Source organism: Collinsella sp. CLA-ER-H7, from assembly GCF_040092345.1.
Classification (GTDB): domain Bacteria; phylum Actinomycetota; class Coriobacteriia; order Coriobacteriales; family Coriobacteriaceae; genus Collinsella.
Genome location: NZ_JBBNLT010000017.1, coordinates 22,719 through 42,874, shown reverse-complemented (window position 1 = coordinate 42,874; position 20,156 = coordinate 22,719). Strand labels below are relative to the sequence as shown.

The window sequence follows — 20,156 nt, the reverse complement described above, 5'->3', positions numbered from 1 at the left end:
AAGGGAATTGGTGAAAGAGAGGAGCTATGGGACGAGGGACGAGGCCAAGCAGGACATCTTCAAGTACATAGAGCTCTATTACAATAGGGTGCGCATGCATTCCACCCTGGGCTACATGTCTCCAGTGGAATACGAGCGGCAATACACTTGAGGATCCTTAAAAGAAAGTCCAGTTTATCCTTCCCACTCCACTGGGAAGGGCCGTGTAACGGTCCAAGAAATCGTCCGCAGTCTCCATTCTTGCCCCTTTGGGACGGCTTCTTGTTGGGGCGTGCCTGCCCCGGACCCTGCTAGGAACGAGTGCAGCAAACTGGAATTTTAAATTAGTCTTTGCAAATAACCTTTGAACCTTCACCATCAATTACAATTCCCTGACGATTGTTAATTGGGCATAGATTCAAATCCGAAAACTCAGTTATTATTTTCTCGGTAACTCTCTTAAATGGTGCTGTAAGAAAATGCGGAAGAACATAGAAATCAATTAAATTAAGCCCTGCATCATCTTCTTGTGAGTAGTCCTCCGGCTTTTCATCCATTTGCTCGATATATTGGATGCTTGGAGCGCATACAATCGCACCTGCCGATTCACCAATCATCAGTTTTCCCTTTGCCAATTCTTTTTTCAACAGCTCATCCGTTCCCGTTTTACGGAGCTGGTCTATAAGGAAAAAAGAATTTCCGCCAGTAAAATAGATCACATCCGCATCTTCAAAAAGAGACTGTATCGTTGAATAAGCCTCCGTTGAAATATCAATTTCAGTTACGATTGCTCCCAACTTTTTGAATAATTTTCGAGCCGAGCCGACATAACCGGTGTAGCCTTCACGCAGCGAAGCTGTTGGAATAAATGCGACTTTTTTATTTTCAATTTCTTCCTTTATCAGGCTTCCTACACTTGAAAAGTGCGAACATAAAAACAGTTTCATCAATATTCTCCTTTATATATAAATTCGTATTTGTTGAACTAAGCCGTGTATACCATACTCACCAATGAAAGAACGCCCTGATATAGCGAAATTTTGACGTTTTCCTGCGTACGTGCGTACACACTCCACAGGAATTCTAAGGGGCCTGCCCCCTTAGCACGCGGACTTTGGAACAATGTCTAGTGTGCTACGCCTTGCCAGGGGTGTACTGGCTCCCGGTGCGCACGTACGCAGCAATTGCCATCAACGCGCCATACAGGTGGCGATCAAGTTCGCACAAAGCGACCTTGATCCCGCAAACAAAAGGCAGGATACCATCACCACGATGATACCCTGCCTCTGTTCGTTCCTGTTTACCGTTCCGAGTAGTCCTTCCGCAGAAGTTCCGATAAACAAAAAAACGTACCCGAACCATTTCTCGTAAAGAATCGGGTTCGAGTACGAACTGAATGGTGGAGCAATATAAACCACCACAAAGGTGCCTGTCCCCTTTGTGGTGGTTATGGGTTAGAGCTAGAGCGTGTGGCCGTAGGCGTTGGCGGCCTTGATGGCGGCGGCGAACTTCTCGTCGGTGAAGGGCTCCGGGTTACCCTGCTTCCACTCGTTGGTGGCGTGGGCATACTCACACAGCGCCGGGATGTCCGCCTCGGTAAGGCCGACCTGTTCAAGCGTCACGGGCAGCCCCATCTGCTTGTTAAAGGCGGCGTAGTGCTCAAGGTTCTCGGTATCGCCCGTATAGGCAAACAGCACCAGTACGCCCAGGCTCACGACCTCGCCGTGTAGGTAGGAGCCCTCGCGCGGAATGCTGCACGTGGCATTGTAGAACGCATGCGCCACGCTCGAGTTGTAGTAGTAATCGTTTTGGTTGGTCAGGTTGGAGACGTAGCCCGTGTTGACCACGATGTCGAGCGCGATTTGTTTGACGGCCTCGCTTGACAGGTTCTGGCGCACGTCCTCAAGACCCTGAGCGCCGTAGGTAAACAGCGGCTCGGAGCAGGTGTGGGCGAGTGCCAGGCCAAGGCCTGCCGTGTGCTCCAAGTTGCCGGCGCTCGTGGCGTACTCGACCTCGGGCTGCTTGGACAGGGCATCGCCCACGCCGGCCCAGAAGTACTCCGCCGGAGCTTCGGCGATGATCTTGGGGTTGATGAAGATGTGCGCCGGTCGGTTGGGGTACGAATAGCCCTCGAGCGAGCCGTCGTCGTTGTACACGACGGCAATGGCGGTCGCGGCGGAGCAGTTAGAACAGATCGTCGGGACGGTGAAGACGATCTTCTTGAGCTCGATGGCTGCGGTCTTGACGGTATCGAGTGCCTTGCCGCCGCCGCATGCGATGAGCACGTCGGCTTCCTGGCAGGCAGGGGAGTTCACGACCTTGGCGATATTGGCACGCGTACTGTTGGTGCCATAGACGCGCGTCTCCAGGACCTCGACATCGGTACCTTCAAGTGCCGCCTCGATTCCCGGCAGCGCCGCAGCCAGGGCTCGCTTGCCGCCAATGATGGCGACTTTCTTCGCGCCGTACTCCGCCAGTGCGGTTGGCAGCTCGGTAAAGCAATCCTCGCCAACGGTGTAGTCGCTCATTCCAATCGTGCGCATAGCAACCTTCTTTCGTTCGATAAAGTGCTTTCAGGTATTTTGCTCCTAGAGAAGGGCTGTAATAGCGAGAAATTTCGAACGTATAAAACCAGTGTTGAGGGTTTTTCGCCGGCGCGGAACGTGCTAGCATACTCCGCATAAGCGTTGATGGGGACGAGTAGTCGGCCGTCCGCATGCTACAGAGAGCGGGGAGCGCTGAGAACCCGTGCATGCGACCGATGAAAATCACCCCGGAGCTGCGGTCCCAACGGACGTGCCGTGCAGGTTCGTCTTAGTAGACATCGCCGAGATGGTCGTCGATACAGGCCAGCCGAGTAACGGATGCGAGCGCGCGAATATGCGGGCGAGGGCATCTAAGCTGGGTGGTTAAGCGAAGAGCTTTTACGGGCAGGCTGCCCGTTTTGTGGCGCTTCGTCCCAGCTTGTAGGGACGGGCGCTTTTTTGGTGCCCAACGGGCGTGCGCGCCCACGACATGAAAGGGGTACCGTGGCAAACGAGTACAAGCAGACGATGAATCTGCCCAAGACCGGTTTTCCCATGCGTGCCGGTCTTTCCAAGTCCGAGCCCAAGCGACTCAAGGACTGGCAGGATAACAAGGTCTACGAGCAGGTTCTGAAGAAGAACGAGGGTCACAAGAAGTTCGTGCTGCACGACGGTCCTCCGTACGCCAACGGTCCGATCCACATCGGCCATGCCATGAACAAGATCTCCAAGGACATGATCAACCGCTACTGGATGATGCAGGGCTATGAGGTTCCCTATGTCCCCGGTTGGGACTGCCATGGTCAGCCGATCGAGCATAAGGTCGAGGAGAAGCTCGGCACCGAGAAGTTCAACCAGACCCCCACGGCCAAGATCCGTGAGCTCTGCAACGAGTTCGCTGTCGAGAACATCGAGCTTCAGAAGGCTGGCTTCCGCCGTCTGGGCGTGCTCGGCGACTGGGACAACCCCTATCTGACGCTCTATCACCAGCATGACGCCGCCGATATCGAGGTCTTCAAGGCCATGTTCGATAAGGGCATGATTTATCGCGGCCACAAGCCGGTTCACTGGTGCAAGCACTGCCACACCGCGCTGGCCGAGGCTGAGATCGAGTACTCCGATGAGACGAGCCCGTCCATCTTCGTGCGCTTCGAGATGACCTCCAAGCCCGCCGGTCTCGAGAATTTCGACGGCCCGGTTGACTTCATCATCTGGACGACCACGCCGTGGACCATCCCCTCTGACCAGGCCGTTTCCCTTAAGCCCGGCGCCGCCTATGTCGCCGTTGAGCACGATGGCCGTGCCGAGGTCATGCTCGAGGACCTGGCTCCCAAGTGCTGCGAGGAGTTTGGCTGGGAGTACACCCCGGTCATGGTCGACGGCGAGCCCTATGTGGTTCCCGCCGAGACGTTCCACCACATCCACTACAAGCAGCCGATCTTTGACGGTGTTGAGGGTGTGGCGCTCCTGGCCGACTACGTCGGTGTCGATGACGGTACCGGTATCGTCCACAACTCGCCCGGCCACGGCGTCGACGACTACTTCGCCTGCCTCAAGGAAGGCATCACCGACATCTGCATGCCGGTTGATGACGACGGCAAGTTCTACACCGGCGAGGAGTTTGGCACCGGTGGTCCCTTCAGCGGTATGGATACCGATGAGGCCAACCCGCATATCATCGAGTTCCTGCGCGAGCGCGGCACCCTGGTTCTCGAGAAGAAGATCACGCACAGCTATCCGCACTGCTGGCGCTGCAAGCACCCGGTGCTCTTCCGTGCCACCGACCAGTGGTTTGTCTCGATGGACAAGACCGGTTTGCGCGAGCAGGCTGGCAAAGAGGTCCGTGAGAACGTCAAGTGGTATCCGGCCCACGCGGCCAACCGCATCGGCGCCATGGTCGAGCAGCGTCCCGACTGGTGCATCAGCCGTCAGCGCAACTGGGGCGTGCCTATCCCCAGCTACACCTGCGCCGACTGCGGCGAGAAGGTCATGAACGACGCTACGCTCGACGCCGTCATCAAGCTCTTCCACGAGAAAGGCTCTGACGCCTGGTTCACCGACGCTCCCGAGAGCTACCTGGGCGAGGCCTGCGTCTGCCCCAAGTGCGGTGGCCATCACCTCAAGGCCGATAAGGACATCCTCGACGTGTGGTGGGACTCCGGCGTCTCCTGGAAGGCCGTCTGCGAGTATCGCCCCGAGCTGGAGTACCCGGCGGATGTGTACCTCGAGGGCTCCGACCAGCACCGCGGTTGGTTCCAGAGCTCGCTGCTCACCTCGGTGGGTGCCAACGGCCACGCTCCGTACAAGGCAGTCGTCTCGCAGGGCTTCACGCTCGACGGCCAGGGCCGCAAGATGTCCAAGTCGCTCGGCAACGTCATCGACCCCAACAAGGTCTGTGACGAGATGGGCGCCGACATCATCCGCCTGTGGGTCGCCTCGGTCGACACCAGCTCTGACGTTTCCATCGACCACGAGATTCTCGCCCGTACGTCCGATGCCTACCGTCGTTTCCGCAACACGTTGCGCTTCCTGCTCTCCGAGCTCGAGGGCCAGTTTGAGCCCGAGACCGACGGTGTCGCCTTTGCCGACCTGCTGCCGCTCGACAAGCTCATGGTTGCCCGTCTGACCCAGGTCCAGGCCGAGGTCGACGACGCCTACGCCAGCTACGAGTTCCCGCGCGCCTACCGTGCACTCTATGACTTCGTGGTTACCGAGCTCTCCAACGTGTACCTCGACGCCCTGAAGGACCGTCTGTACTGCGAGAAGCCCGGCTCGCTCGAGCGCCGCAGCGCCCAGACCGTGCTTGCCGAGCTCTTCTCGATGCTCATGCGCGACCTGCAGCCGATCCTGTCCTACACGGTCGACGAGGCCATGGCCTATGCGCCCGCCGGCTGCGTCGATCACCAGAAGTACGCCGCGCTGCTCGATTGGTACAAGTCGCCCATTACTGTCGACGAGGCCAATGAGTTTGAGGGCGTGCTCGAGGCTTCGCTCGAGCTTCGTAGCGCCGTGACCAAGGCCCTTGAGGATGCCCGCTCCGCCGGCACCTTCACTAAGAGCCAGCAGGTCCGCGTCAAGGCGGTCGTTCCCGCCGAGATGTACGCGCTGCTGACCGGCGACAAGGCCGTCGACCTGGCCGAGTTCTACATCGTCTCTGATGTTGAGCTGACCCAGGGCGAGGAGCTTTCCGTTGCCATCGAGGCTGCCGAGGGCGAGTGCTGCGACCGTTGCTGGAACTACCGCACCACCGTCGGCGAGTACAACGGCCACGCACATATCTGCAAGCGCTGCGCGGAGGCGCTGAACTAGTCGTTGGGGACGTTCTTAAATGACTAGTCAAACAAGAACGTCTCCATTGACTACCTGTGTCACATTCAAGCGGCATTCTGTTTTTCGGAATGCCGCTTTCCTTTTTAGCTGGTTATTTCGCTTGCGTTGGTGGATATGTCGTGCGTTCTTCGTATGGCAATATAAGATAGTTCTTTGCATTAAACGTAATTCGATGATCTTGAGGGTAGGGGATTGATTTGGGTCGTGCTGGGGATATGACGCCGCCTTTGCGTTGGCGGTTGGGGGTTGCTGGTGGGGTAGCGCTCGTTGTGTTGCTTGTTGACCAGCTGACCAAGCTTGCGGTTCGTGCCGTGGGCGACGCTTTGCATGTGACTGTTATCCCCGGTGTGATCGATTTTGTGTTTGTTCGCAATATCGGAGCCGCCTTTAGCATGGGCGAGGGTCATGGCGTCGCTTTCGCTGTGTTGGCGCTTGCGGTCATTGTCGCCATTGCCGTGTACTTGCTCCGTGCATCCCAGCTCGCCCATCTTGAGGTCGTGGGCATGGCGATGGTTGCGGGCGGCGCCATTGGCAACGCAATCGACCGTCTGACTTTTGGCTTTGTGACCGATTTTATTGCCACCACCTTCATCGACTTTCCCGTCTTTAACGTGGCCGATATCGGCATCACCGTAGGCGTCGTGCTTGCCCTCATCGGCTACATGTTCTTGAGCCCTGCGGCCCGCGAAGTCGATGCGACTGCCGAGCTCAATGCCCGTGATGAGGCACGCGCCAAGCGCAAAGCCAAGCAGCGTGGGGAGCGTGCCCGCAAGATTCGCGAAAGGAATGAGCGTTAATGGCCGACATCCATATTCTCGTTGCCGACGATTGCGCTGGTCAGCGTCTTGACGCCTATCTGGGCTCCAATGACGGCTGCCCTACGCGCTCTGCCTGCGCGCATCTGATTGAGGGCGGTGCCGTATGTGTCAATGGCGAGACCTGTCTGTCTAAAAAGTACGCCGTGAGAGCCGGCGACCGTATTTCGGTCGATTTGCCTGAGCCGCACGATCCCACCGATGTGATTCCCGAGGCCATCCCGCTCGACATTCGCTATGAGGACGACTATCTCATTGTGCTCTCCAAGCAGCGTGGCCTGGTGTGCCATCCTGCGCATGGTCATGAGAGCGGTACGCTCGCGAATGCCCTGGTCTATCACTGCGGTATCGACCATCTGGGCACCGTGCAGGGCGAGGATCGCCCCGGTATCGTGCATCGTTTGGATCGCGATACCTCGGGTCTCATGCTTGCGGCAAAGGACGACGACACCCAGCGCGCGCTCCAAAATCTTATCCGTACGCGCACACTCGACCGCCGCTATATCACGCTTGTCCACGGGCACATCGCCATGGACGAGGGAACCATTAACACCGGTATTGCCCGATCGACGCGCGACCGTGTCAAGATGGCGGTTTCTGACGATCCTTTCGCGCGCCAGGCCATTACGACCTTTAAGGTCCTCGAGCGCTTCGATTCCATGCGTTTTGACGACGGCTATACGCTCGTCGAGTGCCACCTGTTTACGGGCCGCACACATCAGATTCGCGTGCATATGCGCCATATCAACCACGCCTGCGTGGGCGATCCACTTTACGGCAAGTGCGATGCACGCGCCGATCAGGGCCTGACCAGGCAATTCCTTCATTCCTGGCGCGTCGCATTCGATCATCCCGTGACGGGGGAGCGTATTGAGTGCCGCGATGAGCTGCCGTGGGATCTTGCGGCGGTTCTGGATGATCTGGCCCCGCGTTCGCTCGGCCGTACTGCCGCTGGCGACGAAATCGTCCCGCAGCTCGGTCTGCTCGAAGCCTAGCCAGTATTAGGTGGTTTCTTGAACTCGGTAAGCCTGCGGTAAGATATACGATTGTTTACGTAACGCGTTGCTGGGAGCCTGCATGCTCGCCTTTTTACAAACCAACACACCCATCGTGATCTTCAACCAGATTGTCGTCACGCTGCTCACGGTCTGCTTTCTGTACCAGGTGGTCTTCTTTGTCATCGGCGCTCTTCGTGGCGAGGTCGCGCCTCCCAAGGCCAAAAAACTCCACCGCTATGCCTTCTTTATCGCTGCGCATAACGAGGAGGCCGTGATTGCCAACCTCGTTCGCTCCATCAAGGACCAGGATTATCCGTCCGAGCTTATCGAGGTCTTCGTGGTTGCCGACGCCTGCACCGACAACACCGCACAGCTCGCGCGCGAGGCAGGTGCCATTGTTTACGAGCGCAATGATCTTGCCCGTAAGGGTAAGAGCTGGGTCATGGACTTTGGCTTCGACCGCATCCTTAACGAGTATCCCGACACGTTTGAAGGCTACTTTATCTTCGATGCCGATAACGTTATCTCCCGCGATTACGTGTCCAAAATGAACGATGCCTTTGACCAGGGCTTCCATGTGGTCACGAGCTATCGCAATTCCAAGAACTTCGGCAGCTCGTGGATCTCGGCGGCTAATGCCACGTGGTATCTGCGCGAGGCGCGCTTTCTCAACAACGCGCGCAACATCTGCAAGACGTCTTGCGCCGTCTCGGGTTCGGGCTACCTCATCTCCGCCAGTGTCATCGAGGGCATGCACGGTTGGCAGTTCCACACGCTGACCGAGGACATCCAGTTCACCACGTTCTGCGCCATTCACGGCATTCGCATTGGCTATGCGCCGGCGGAGTTCTTTGACGAGCAGCCGGTGACGTTTAAGGCGTCCTGGAAACAGCGCATGCGCTGGACCAAGGGCTTCTATCAGGTCTTTTTTACCTATGGCAAGCACCTGGTCAAATCGACCTTCCGCTATCATCGCTTTGCTGCCTACGACATGTTTATGACCATCGCCCCGGGCATGCTGCTATCGCTGATCTCGATGCTCGCCAATGCGACGTTCCTGATCGTGGGCGGTCTTTCGCACGGCTTCTTGGCTACCGAAGTCGAGATGCAGGCGTGCGCCGCTTCGCTCATTATGACCTTCGCCATGATGTATCAGACCTTCTTTATCCTGGCGCTGCTCACGACTATCTTTGAGTACAAGCACATTCACTGCGCGCAAAAGTGGCGTCTGGTGACTAACCTGTTTACCTTCCCGATCTTTATGTTCAGCTATATCCCCATCACGGTGGCCGCGCTGTTCCTGAAGGTCGACTGGGTGCCGACGCAGCACGCCGTCAACGTTACCCTTGACGAGGTCATGCAAGGCGCCAAATAACCACCACCAAAACCACCGCAAAGGGGACAGGCACCTTTGTGGTGGTTTTTGCTTTTGCGATGCAGCTCGAGGAGGCGTCCGATGGTCTATATCCCGTTTTGGATTTGCATCTTTGCCGGCGTGGCAATTGATGCCCGAGAGCGACGGTTTCCCAATGGGCTTGCCGGCGCATGTGCCGTGGCGGCGTTGGCGGGTGTTTGGCTCGACCTCGGTTTGAACACAGCGCTTGACCACGCGGGTCTTGCCGTCATTGTTTATCTTGCTCTCGTGCTGACTGAGTCCCTCTGGCGTCGTCTTCGCCAAATCCCGGGCATCGGTATGGGGGATGCCAAGGCACTCTTCGCGCTTTGCACGCTCGACCCTATGGGTGGCATCGTGGCATTTGCCGTCGCACTCCTGGCCCTGGTCCTCTCCTGTCTCTTCACAAAATCGCGCTCCCTGCCATTGCTCCCGTTTTTAGTGCCGATTTTTGCCATAATCGAGGTCGTGGGCTGCACTTTGTAACCGATTGCGCATCCTTCTTAAGGAGCATGCCATGGCATCTAATCAAGAAACGGCCGTCATTAAGGCGCGCATGGACCGTATCCCCTCGGTGTTGTCGCCCGAACTTGTCGAACGCATTGCCGCCGATCGTGCTTCGGGCTATGTCAACTCGTATCGTTGCAACGACGATCAGGCTATTCGTCGTATTGATCGCGCCGCCGACAAAGGCACGCTTATGCGTCCGGCGTTTATGCGCGATACCGAAAAGATACTTCATCTTCCGGCGTATACCCGTTATGCAGGTAAAACGCAGGTCTTTAGCTTCCGTAGCAATGACGATCTGTCACGCCGCGGTTTGCACGTGCAGCTTGTCTCGCGCATTGCGCGCGATATCGGTCGCGCCCTGGGGCTCAATTGCGATCTGATCGAGGCGATTGGCCTGGGCCACGACTTGGGACACACGCCTTTCGGCCATGCCGGCGAGCGCTTCCTCAACGATATCTATCACGAGCGTACGGGGCGTTATTTTTTCCATAACGTGCAGTCGGTCCGCGTGCTCGACGCGTTGTATGGCCGCAACGTGTCGCTCCAGACGCTCGACGGCGTGCTATGCCATAACGGCGAGTACGAGCAGCGTGTGTTTGAGCTCTCGGAGATGAGCTCCTTTGACCAGTTTGACCAGACGGTTGAGGATTGCATTGCCACGGGCTATAGCGCAATTGAGCATCTGCGTCCCATGACGCTCGAGGGCTGCGTCGTTCGCATTTCGGATATTCTTGCCTACGTCGGTCGTGACCGTCAGGATGCGATCGCGGCGGGCCTGCTTTCGCCCGACGCTTTTGATGATGGCCGGGGCGGTGCCTACAACAGTTGGATCCTCACGCATGCCTCCATCGATATCGTTGAGCACAGCTATGGTAAGCCGCGCATCGAGATGAGCGAGGACCTGTTTGAGGAAATCCGCCGAGCTAAGCGCGAGAACTACGAGAAGATCTATAGCAAGGGCGGTATCGAAGGCGATTCCGAGGCGGAGCTGCGCGAGGCGTTCGTAAAGCTCTACGACCGTTGCCTGCGGGATCTAAACAGTGGCGACGAGTCCTCTTACATCTTTAAGCACCATATTTCGCGCATTGAGCAGCAGCTTTCCTACTATGATCGCACCTATGCCTGGCAGGACGACAAGGATCAAGCCGTGGTGGATTATATCGCGAGTATGACGGACGGTTATTTCTGCGAGTTGACGAGCAAGCTGTTCCCTGGTCTGAAGTTTCCGCACCGTACCTATATTAACGAACGGTAGTTCGTATTAATTCGGTATACTGTTAGTGGAAAAAGTATTTGATTGATACACGGGATGGCTATGGACGATCTTTTTTCTGCTTCGACGCGCGAGCGTTCCTTTCAGAATGCGCCGCTTGCGGTGCGCATGCGCCCCAATTCGCTCGACGAGTACGTGGGCCAGCAAAAGGCCGTCGGTAAGGGTTCATGGCTGCGTGCCGCGATCGAGCACGACGTGCTTTCGAGCGTGATTCTGTACGGGCCTGCCGGTACGGGCAAGACGACGCTGGCCCACATTATCGCCAACCATACCAAGAGCGAGTTTGTCGAGGTCAGCGCCGTCACGGGTACCGTGAAGGACCTGCGTCGCGTGATTGATGAGGCCAAGACGCGCCTGAATACGTACGACCGCCGCACCATTCTATTCATCGATGAGATTCACCGCTTCTCTAAGTCGCAGCAGGATGCCCTGCTGCATGCAGTTGAGAACCGTACCGTCATTATGATTGGCGCTACGACAGAGAACCCGTACTTCGAGGTCAACTCGGCACTGCTCTCACGTGATCGCGTCGTGGAGCTTGAGCATCTGAAGGATGAGGATATCGCCACGCTTATTGAACGTGCGCTTGAGGCACCCCAGGGCTTGAACGGTAAGTTCTCGGCCGATGAGGATACGGTCAAGACCATTTGCACGCTGGCAGCGGGTGACGCTCGCTCGGCGCTCACGACGCTCGAGCTTGCGAGCGAGATTGCCGTCACGCGTCCCGATACCGAGGGAACGCCAGCGCCTGCGGCGGGGGAGCGCTATCCCATCACCGTGGATGACGTGAAGATCGCCAACCCGCGTCGCGGCTTTACGTATGACAAAAACGGCGACATGCACTACGACATCATCAGTGCGTTCATCAAGTCCATGCGCGGTAGCGACCCCGATGCCACGATCTATTGGCTCGCGCGCATGATCGATGCTGGGGAGGATCCTAAGTTTATCGCTCGCCGCATTATGATTCACGCTTCTGAGGATGTTGGCAACGCCGACCCGCAGGCGCTTTTGGTGGCGCATGCCGCGTTTAAGTCTGCCGAGGTCATTGGCTATCCCGAGTGCCGCATTAACCTGGCTCAGGCTGCACTCTATGTGTGCTTGGCGCCAAAATCCAACGCGTGTGAGGCTTCGATCGATGCGGCGCTGGCCGATATCCATTCTAGTGGGCTTCGCGAGGTGCCGAGTTATCTGCGCGATCGCCATCGCCCGGGCAGCGATGAATACGGTGTGTATAAGTATCCACATGATTATCCCGAAGGCTGGGTCGATCAGCGCTATTTGCCCGAGGGACTGGAGCGCGGCGCGTTCTGGCAACCTGCCGGCCGCGGTTGGGAAGAATGGCGCGTAGAGCAAAGCGAGCGCGACCGTAGCGGCAATGCGCCCAAGTAGGTCCTTGGGACCTCGCACATTCCCTTAGGGTATCTTTCCCCTTCTTTGGGGTACCATGAAAAGCGTCTGTATTTCGATTCCTTCGGGAGGCTTGTATGAGTCCCATTCAAATCGCCCTGCTGCTACTCGCCGTTGCCGGTGTGTGGGCTGTTATCGAGCTCGCGCTCACGCTGCGAAAGACCCGCACCGTCGTTGATTCGCTCGACAAGACGGTGAGCGACCTTAACAACACGATCGCCGAGGCTCAGCCCGTGGTGGCAAAGCTCGATGGCGCTGTCGATGAGCTCACCCCCGCGCTGGCGCAGGTTGAGCCGCTCCTCAAGTCGAGCAAGACGGCAGTTGATGCCCTTACCTCCAACCTCGTCGAGGTTGAGGCGGTTGTCCGCGACATTTCCGAGGTTACGGGCAGCATGGCCGAGGCCAGCAATGCTGTGTCGAGCGTGACCGACTCTGCGGCCGGTGCCGTTCAGAAGCTCTTTAACAAGGTGAAGGCTCCCGCGGCCGACGCCGAGCGCAAGCTTTCCGCTGCCGCCGAAGAAGCCGAGCAGCCGACCGAGCGCGTCCTGATTGGCGAAGCCGGGGACGATGTCGCTGCTGGTGACGATGATGCACAGAAGCCTGCTGCTAAAGCAGCCCAGTATTACACCTACACGCCCGCCGAGACCTCCGAGGAGTCCTGCGATGAGTAGCGAAGCAACTTGCCCCATCACGCTGACTGTTGCCGGGGATCCGCGTCTGGCACGCCTCGTACGTATGACGGCGGCTAATGTCGGCGCCCTGTGCTCTATGTCCGTCGATCGCATCGAGGATATTCGTATGGCCGCCGAGGAAGCCTTTATCTTTGGCTGTACGGCTGTTGATTCCGACGATATCTCGATCAAATTCGATGTCGACGAATCTCACGTAGGCATGACCTTTACCTTTGGTGATCAGGCGACTGTCGATGAGGATGACCAGGCTGCCGTATATGCCGAGCTCATTTTGGCGAGCGTGTGCGATTCCTACGAAAAGACTGTGGCGCCCCTGACGCTTTCCCTCGACCTCAAGGCGGATATCTAATATGACCGAACGTTCCCGGAGCGGTAAGACCGCTTGGGACAAGGAGAAAACCCGCGAGCTGTTTCGTCGCTACAAAGAGACCGGTGATCCGGACGCACGTGAGCAGCTCGTCATGTCCCATATGAACCTGGTAAGGTTTCTTGCCAACAAATTTAAGAACCGCGGCGAGCCGCTCGACGACCTGATGCAGGTCGGATACCTGGGTCTACTCAAGGCAATCGACCGCTTTGATCCCGAGCGCGGACTCGAGTTCACGACGTTTGCGACACCCACTATCCTGGGCGAGATCAAACGCCATTTCCGCGACAAGGGCTGGAGCGTGCGCGTACCGCGTCGTCTGCAGGAGCTCTCCGCCAAGGTCAACCAGGCTACTGACAAACTTACCAACGAGCTGCAGCGTTCGCCCAAGGTTGAGGAGATCGCTGAGTATCTAGATGTGACTGTCGATGAGGTCCTCGAGGCTATGGAATCGTCTTCGGCTTATACCTCGGTGCCCATCGAGGCTCCTGGTGCGTCCGATTCCGACGATGCCCCCTCGATTCTCGACCGTTACGCCGACGATGACAACGAGCTCGACTTTACCGATGACCGCCTAGTGATCGAGGAAGCCATCCGTGATTTCTCGCCGCGCGAGCGCGAGGTGATCGAGCTGCGCTTTGTGAAGGGCATGACCCAGATCGAGATCGCCAAGAAGCTGGGTATTTCTCAGGTGCAGGTTTCGCGTTTACTGCGCCGCACGCTTAAGAAGATTCAGGACAAGATCGATCCCGACGGAGTGATGGTTCGTTCATGAGTGAGCACCCCCAACAAACCGATCGCGTGCTGCGTGACACCCGCATTCTGACGCTGCGCATTTGGGCTGTTGTCGGCTGCATTGTTATTGCTGCTGTCATCTTTAACCTTATGGGCATCTTGGCACCGGTTATTGAGTTTCTTGCCGTCGGTTCCATCATTGCTTTTGTGATGTCCCCGATCACCAACTGGCTCGAGCACCATGGCGTGAATCGCGGCATCGGTTCGCTTATCGCGCTTATTGTTGTTGTTGCTGTGCTCGTCGGTGTCGTTTGCATCTTGTCGCCGATTCTCTTTGGTCAGATCATGGAAGTCCTGAGCCGCCTGCCCGAACAGCTTCGTGTTGCGGGTGGCGACCTCAACGAGATGATCTCGCATGCCAAGACGCTCAACAACACGCCGCTCAAGGAGTATTTGGACGATAATCTTTCGTCGCTGGTTACCGTGGCATCGAAGTATGTGTCTCAGATCGCTGCCGAGCTTGGCCGCGGTGTGTTCCCGCTCATCACCAATACGGCCTCGCAGTTGTTCGTGATCTTCCTTGGTCTGGTGCTTGCGTACTGGATGGCCTGCGACTACCCTCGCATGCACCATGAGATTTGCACCATCATCGGTCAGGAGAAGGAGACCTCGTACCGCTTTATGGTCGCCATCCTTTCTCGCTCGGTCGGCGGCTACATGCGTGGCATGGTCGTGACGTCCATCTGCGGTGGTTTCCTCGCCCTTATCGGTTTTATGATTATCGGCCATCCGTATGCGGCGCTCATGGCTATCTTTACCGGCATCATGCATTTGGTTCCGGTCGTCGGTCCCTGGGTGAGCGCAGCAATCGCCACGGTACTCGGCTTTATGTTCAGCCCCATGTTGGCGTTATGGACGCTTATCGTGACGATGGTCGCGCAAAACGTCACCGATAACGTGATTTCGCCTAAGGTCATGCAGAGCTCGGTGCAGGTGCATCCCATCATGAGCCTCACGGCGCTCGTTATTGGCTCGGCACTCATGGGCCCCATCGGCATGATTATTGCCATCCCGCTGTGTGCGGCCCTCAAGGGTATCTTTGTGTACTACTTCGAGAATGAGACCGGCCGCCAGCTTGTGGCCTATGACGGCGCCGTGTTTAAGGGCACACCGTACCGCGATGCCGATGGCAACCCGGTCGCCGCCTACGACGCACTCGGCGACGACACCTTCATCTACGAGTCCGAGCTCATCGGCAATGAGACCGCGCCCGAGGCCCAGGCTATGCCCAAGCCCGAGCTCGATAATCCTTGGATCAAGCTTTTGGGCCTGCAGCCCGATGCGACGGGTTTCTTCAAGAACCCCTTCGCCAAGGACGATGACTCCAACTCGGACGACGACACCAAAACCGGCATCGACGGCTCCATGGACGATGACGACAACTAGCGGGGTAATTCGGGTTAACATTCATACGCGCTAACATGCAATTTCGCTGAAGGGCCGGCATTGTGCCGGCCCTCTTTTTTGCACTTGCGCGGTGGGATGGTAATATCGTTACGTTTGAACTGTTTCGATGTGAAACCGAGGAGATTCCCTCTATGAGTGCTGACTACCCGTCAATGACTACGGCCGAGATCCGCTCCAAGTTCCTCAACTTCTTTGAGGAGCGCGGTCTTAAGCTCTATCCTTCTTCGTCTCTTGTTCCTGACGATCCTTCGCTGCTGCTTGCCAACGCCGGCATGAACCAGTTTAAGGAGTACTACCAGGGCAAGAAGACCATGAAGGAGATCGGCGCGATCTCCTGCCAGAAGTGCGTCCGCACCAACGACATCGACTGCATCGGCGAGGACGGCCGTCACCTGTCCTTCTTTGAGATGCTCGGCGACTTCTCCTTTGGCGGCGTCTCCAAGCAGCAGGCCTGCGCTTGGGCCTTTGAGCTCATCACCAAGGAGTTCAAGCTGCCGCTCGACCGCCTGTACTTTACCGTCTTTACCGAGGACGACGAGACTCACGACGTGTGGCGCTCCCTGGGCGTTGCCGAGGATCACATCTCGCGTCTGGGCGAGGACGACAACTTCTGGGCCGCTGGCCCCACCGGTCCCTGCGGTCCGTGCTCCGAGATCTACTTTGACATGGGCGAGGAGGTCGGTTGCGGCAGCCCCGACTGCAAGCCCGGCTGCGACTGCGACCGCTTCCTTGAGTTCTGGAACCTCGTGTTTACCCAGTACGACCGCCAGGAGGACGGCTCCATGCCGGAGCTGCCGCACCGCAACCTCGATACGGGCATGGGTCTGGAGCGCATGGCCGCTATCATGCAGCACAAGACCGCTAACTACGACGGCGACTTGATGCAGCATCTCATCAAGCTGGGCGAGGAGATCAGCGGCAAGACCTATGACGCCGACGATTACTCCGGTGCCAGCCGCTCGCTGCGCATCATCGCCGACCACTCCCGTGCCGTCGACTTTATGATTTCGGATGGCATCCTCCCCGGTAACGAGGGTCGCGAGTACGTCCTTCGCCGCCTGCTCCGTCGTGCCGTGTTCCACGGTCGCCTGCTGGGCATCGAGGGCGCTTTCCTGACCAAGTTCATCGACGAGGTTAACGCTCAGATGGGCGAGGCCTATCCCGAGCTGCTCAAGAACGTCGCGCTCGTCAAGGGTATCGTTGCCTCCGAGGAGGAGCGCTTCTCCACGACGCTCGACAACGGTCGCGTCTACCTGGATGAGGCACTGGCAGCGCTTGCCGAGGGCGCTGTGCTTCCGGGCGATGTTGCCTTTAAGCTGCACGACACCTTTGGTTTCCCCATCGACCTAACCGTCGAGATCGCCGGCACCGCTGGCCACGACGTCGACATGGACGGCTTCACTGCCTGCATGGAGGACCAGAAGGCCCGCGCCCGCGCCAATGCCAAGGGCGACGCCTGGGGCAGCTTCAACGACGTGTGGGTTGAGCTTTCCGACAAGGTCGCAGCGACCGAGTTCGACGGCTATGACAACGATGTGATCGAGGGCGCCAAGGTTGTCGCCATCGTGCGCAACGGCGAGTCCGTCGAGTCCGCTGCCGCCGGCGAGGATGTCGAGGTTGTGCTCGACTGCACCCCGTTCTATGCCGAGATGGGTGGTCAGCAGGGCGATGCCGGCAAGCTTTCCGCCGAGGGCGTTGTTCTGACCGTTGCCGACACCAAGAACCACAACGGCCTGTATGCTCACGTCGCCCACGTTGCCGAGGGCACGCTGGCCGTCGGTGCTACCGTGACCGCCGCGCTCGACGCCGAGCGCCGTGGCTTCCTGCGCCGCAACCACACCGCCACGCACCTGCTCGACGCCGCCCTTAAGCAGGTCCTGGGCGAGCACGTCTCCCAGGCCGGCTCGCTGGTGACGCCCGAGCACCTGCGCTTTGACTTTACGCACTTCGAGGCCCTGTCCTCCGAGCAGCTCAAGGCTGTCGAGGACCTGGTCAACCAGCAGATCTTCGCTTCCAAGCCGGTCGTGACCCGTGTCATGGGCATCGACGAGGCTAAGGCCGCCGGCGCTGTCGCCCTGTTTGGCGAGAAGTATGGCGACGTCGTCCGCGTTGTCTCCGTGGGCGCCGAGGACCAGCCGTTCTCCCGCGAACTCTGCGGTGGCACACACGCTGCCAACACCGCCGAGATCGGCCTGTTCAAGATCATTTCCGAGTCCTCCACGGGCTCCAATGTCCGCCGTATCGAGGCCGTGACCTCTAAGGGTGCCCTCGACTATATGGCCGACCGCCTGGCACTCGTTGACGCCGCTGCTACTGCGCTCAAGTGCCGCGTGGATGAGGTTCCCGCTCGCGTGGAGAACCTGCAGGCCGAGCTGCGCGAGACGTTCAATAAGCTCAAGAAGGCTCTGACCGGTGGCTCCTCCGACGCCATCTCCAGCGCCATCGAGGGCGCCGTCGAGCTCGACGGCTATAAGCTCGTTGTCGCTGAGCTCCAGGGCCTTGAGGCTGCCGACCTGCGCAACGTATGGGATACCGTGCATCAGAAGGTCGCCGGCCCTGTCGCTTGTGTCGTCGCCAGCGTGACTGAGAAGGGCACTCCGGCCCTGCTCGCTGCCGGCTCCGATGACGCCGTCAAGGCCGGTTTCCACGCCGGTAACGTGATCAAGCAGATCGCGGGTCTGGTCGACGGTCGCGGTGGCGGTCGTCCCAACATGGCCCAGGCCGGTGGCAAGAATGCTGCCGGCATCGCCGATGCCCTCGCGGCCGCTAAGACCGCGCTCGGTGCCTAAGAATCTAAGAAGTCACTGTGGTTGCGCTCGCGCTGGACATAGGGGAGACCAGGATTGGCATCGCCGTCTCGAGCCGTGATGGCAAGATGGCGATGCCTGTCAAGGTGCTTCCGGCTGCCGAGGTCACCGGTATGGCCAAGACGTTCCGCTACCTGGTTGAGGACTATGAGCCCGACATCCTGGTAAGCGGACGTCCCCTGACCATGGCCGGTGAACCTGGCCCTCAGGCCGAGCGCGTTGCCGCTGTGGCGCAAAAGATTGCCGACGAGCTCGATCTTCCGTTGGAGTTTGAGGACGAGCGTCTGTCCTCGCAAGAGGCCAAGCGTATCCTGCGCGAGCAGGGACTCAACGAAAAGCAGATGAGGGGCAAGATCGACATGATTGCCGCCAGCCTGTTTTTGCAGACGTGGCTCGATCGTAAAAACGAGGAGGTTTCGCATGCCTAGTGCTTCCGATCCCCGCCAGCCGAATCGTACACAGCAGCCGGCGTCGCGCCCTGCCCAGCCTGGCCAGCGTCCGGCACAGCCGACGCAGCGCGCAGCTCAGTCTGCCGCGCGCCCGGCGCAGTCCTTCTCTCGTTCGGCCCAACCTGTTCAACGGACGGGTCAGCAGCCTTCTGCTCGTTCGGTTCAGCATTCGGCTTCTCACGCGGCTCAGCAGCCCACTGCTCGTACGGCCCAGCCTGCAGGCGGCACCCGCTTTAAGCAGCAGGCACCTACCCAGCGAACGCAGGCCCCCCAATCGCATTCGCATCACGCTCGTGGTTCGCATGGCGTTGCTCCGGCGACCCGCTCGAGCTACAACACGCATGCTCGTCGCGGTGCTCAAAAGAAAAGCTCCCCGGTGCCTATGATTATCGGTGGCGTTGTTGCCGTGCTTGCGCTTGTCGCGATCGTTTTCTTTGTCGTGCCAGCCGTCAAGGGTTTCTTTGGCGGTGAGGGTGCGAAAGTCGTTGCAGGCCAGCAGGTTACTATCACGATTCCCGATGGTGCCTCGGGTGACAGCATCGCTTCGATTCTCTCCGAGAACCATATCGTAGAAAATCCCAAGGATTACTATGCGGCGGTGAAAAAGCTCAACGCCGATATGTCGCTCAAGCCTGGTGATTATTCGTTCACCACACTCATGGATGCGACCGAGGTTGTTCAGCAGCTCATGGAAGGCCCCAACGCGGGCTCCAATACGCTGACTATCCCTGAGGGCCTGACGGTCGATCAAGTCGCCGACCGTGTGGCCCAGGCCTATGACAGCATCTCTAAGGAAGACTTCCTCAACCAGGCCAAGGCCTCCAACTACGTGGACGACTATAGCTTCCTTAAGGGCGCCGCCAACGACTCGCTCGAGGGTTTCTTGTTCCCCAAGACCTATTCGTTGGGTGATTCGCCGACGGCCGATGGCGTGATTCGCGCTATGCTCGATCAGTTTAAGACCGAGTACAAGTCGCTTGACTTTGCGAGCTGCGAAGCCAAGATCAAGGAACGCTACGGTGTGGAGATGTCCGACTACGACATCGTCAACTTGGCCTCTATCGTTGAGCGCGAGGGCCTCAACGCCGATCAACGTGCGCACGTGGCCTCGGTCTTCTACAACCGCCTTGCCGGCAAACTCGACGGTCTGCGCTATCTCAACAGCGATGCGACCATGATGTATGTCACCGGTGGCGAGGTTACCGCCGACGACCTGCAGAGCGATAGTCCGTATAACACCTATAAGCATGAGGGCCTGCCGCCCACGCCCATCTGCTCTCCGTCGCTCGAGGCGCTCAAGGCCACCCTTGAGCCGACCGACTCTGATGACCTGTATTTCTACATTACGCAGGACGAGGAGTACTTCTCGCAAACCTACGAAGAGCATCAACAGTCTTGGAATTAGC

17 protein-coding genes are annotated in these 20,156 nt (G+C 58.3%); 15 read left to right on the top strand and 2 right to left on the bottom strand.

Translation table 11 applies throughout. From position 1 onward, the window contains the following. Positions 1-151 (top strand): IS3 family transposase (locus AAAX75_RS09375; protein WP_349091977.1); only part of this gene is annotated, 151 nt, incomplete at its 5' end. A 172-nt stretch (positions 152-323) separates the two neighbouring features. Here AAAX75_RS09375 and AAAX75_RS09370 read toward each other — a convergent pair. Together AAAX75_RS09370 and AAAX75_RS09365 are read right to left on the bottom strand one after the other, a co-directional pair. After that, complete coding sequence (locus AAAX75_RS09370) at positions 324-926, bottom strand: Type 1 glutamine amidotransferase-like domain-containing protein (RefSeq protein WP_349091974.1); 603 nt, start codon at positions 924-926, stop codon at positions 324-326. Positions 927-1,439: 513 nt separating this feature from the next. Then, entirely contained in the window at positions 1,440-2,522 is a 1,083-nt protein-coding gene (locus tag AAAX75_RS09365) for an iron-containing alcohol dehydrogenase family protein (protein WP_349091973.1), read from the bottom strand. Between the two features lie 486 nt (positions 2,523-3,008). Here AAAX75_RS09365 and ileS point away from each other — a divergent pair, with 486 nt between their 5' ends. The 14 genes from ileS to mltG all read left to right on the top strand — a co-directional run bounded on the left by ileS (position 3,009) and on the right by mltG (position 20,155). Further along, positions 3,009-5,813 carry an isoleucine--tRNA ligase gene (ileS, locus tag AAAX75_RS09360; RefSeq protein ID WP_349091972.1) on the top strand — a complete coding sequence of 935 codons (2,805 nt, stop codon included), beginning with the start codon at positions 3,009-3,011 and terminating at the stop codon, positions 5,811-5,813. A 290-nt stretch (positions 5,814-6,103) separates the two neighbouring features. Next, positions 6,104-6,631 carry a signal peptidase II gene (lspA, locus tag AAAX75_RS09355; protein ID WP_349091971.1) on the top strand — a complete coding sequence of 176 codons (528 nt, stop codon included), beginning with the start codon at positions 6,104-6,106 and terminating at the stop codon, positions 6,629-6,631. After that, positions 6,631-7,644, top strand: coding sequence for an RluA family pseudouridine synthase (locus AAAX75_RS09350; RefSeq protein WP_349091970.1), 1,014 nt, complete (start codon positions 6,631-6,633; stop codon positions 7,642-7,644). Before lspA ends, AAAX75_RS09350 begins: the two co-directional genes overlap by 1 nt. 82 nt (positions 7,645-7,726) lie before the next feature. Continuing rightward, on the top strand, positions 7,727-9,022 hold the full coding sequence (locus AAAX75_RS09345; RefSeq protein WP_022094595.1) for a glycosyltransferase family 2 protein: 1,296 nt from the start codon (positions 7,727-7,729) through the stop codon (positions 9,020-9,022). 81 nt (positions 9,023-9,103) lie between these two features. After that, positions 9,104-9,526 carry a prepilin peptidase gene (locus AAAX75_RS09340; RefSeq protein WP_349091969.1) on the top strand — a complete coding sequence of 141 codons (423 nt, stop codon included), beginning with the start codon at positions 9,104-9,106 and terminating at the stop codon, positions 9,524-9,526. A gap of 31 nt (positions 9,527-9,557) precedes the next feature. Then, positions 9,558-10,805, top strand: a complete 1,248-nt coding sequence (locus tag AAAX75_RS09335; protein ID WP_349091967.1) for an HD domain-containing protein — start codon at positions 9,558-9,560, stop codon at positions 10,803-10,805. 60 nt (positions 10,806-10,865) lie between these two features. Further along, on the top strand, positions 10,866-12,215 hold the full coding sequence (locus tag AAAX75_RS09330) for a replication-associated recombination protein A (RefSeq protein WP_349091966.1): 1,350 nt from the start codon (positions 10,866-10,868) through the stop codon (positions 12,213-12,215). 95 nt (positions 12,216-12,310) lie between these two features. Beyond that, entirely contained in the window at positions 12,311-12,904 is a 594-nt protein-coding gene (locus AAAX75_RS09325) for a hypothetical protein (RefSeq protein WP_152068062.1), read from the top strand. After that, positions 12,897-13,274 carry an ATP-binding protein gene (locus tag AAAX75_RS09320; protein WP_152068061.1) on the top strand — a complete coding sequence of 126 codons (378 nt, stop codon included), beginning with the start codon at positions 12,897-12,899 and terminating at the stop codon, positions 13,272-13,274. Before AAAX75_RS09325 ends, AAAX75_RS09320 begins: the two co-directional genes overlap by 8 nt. Before the next feature lies 1 nt (position 13,275). Further along, positions 13,276-14,067, top strand: a complete 792-nt coding sequence (locus AAAX75_RS09315) for an RNA polymerase sigma factor SigF (RefSeq protein WP_117564127.1) — start codon at positions 13,276-13,278, stop codon at positions 14,065-14,067. Continuing rightward, a complete protein-coding gene (locus AAAX75_RS09310; RefSeq protein ID WP_349091965.1) occupies positions 14,064-15,473 on the top strand; it encodes an AI-2E family transporter in 1,410 nt (469 codons plus the stop codon). The genes AAAX75_RS09315 and AAAX75_RS09310 overlap by 4 nt, the downstream gene beginning before the upstream one ends. A gap of 152 nt (positions 15,474-15,625) precedes the next feature. Further along, positions 15,626-18,283: an alanine--tRNA ligase gene (gene alaS / locus AAAX75_RS09305; protein WP_152068059.1), complete on the top strand. Its 2,658-nt coding sequence runs from the start codon at positions 15,626-15,628 to the stop codon at positions 18,281-18,283. Positions 18,284-18,300: 17 nt separating this feature from the next. Beyond that, on the top strand, positions 18,301-18,729 hold the full coding sequence (ruvX, locus tag AAAX75_RS09300) for a Holliday junction resolvase RuvX (protein ID WP_035138185.1): 429 nt from the start codon (positions 18,301-18,303) through the stop codon (positions 18,727-18,729). Then, positions 18,722-20,155 (top strand): endolytic transglycosylase MltG, encoded by a 1,434-nt coding sequence (mltG, locus tag AAAX75_RS09295; RefSeq protein ID WP_226812493.1) that lies wholly within the window; start codon positions 18,722-18,724, stop codon positions 20,153-20,155. The genes ruvX and mltG overlap by 8 nt, the downstream gene beginning before the upstream one ends. The last annotated feature ends 1 nt before the right edge of the window (position 20,156 follow it).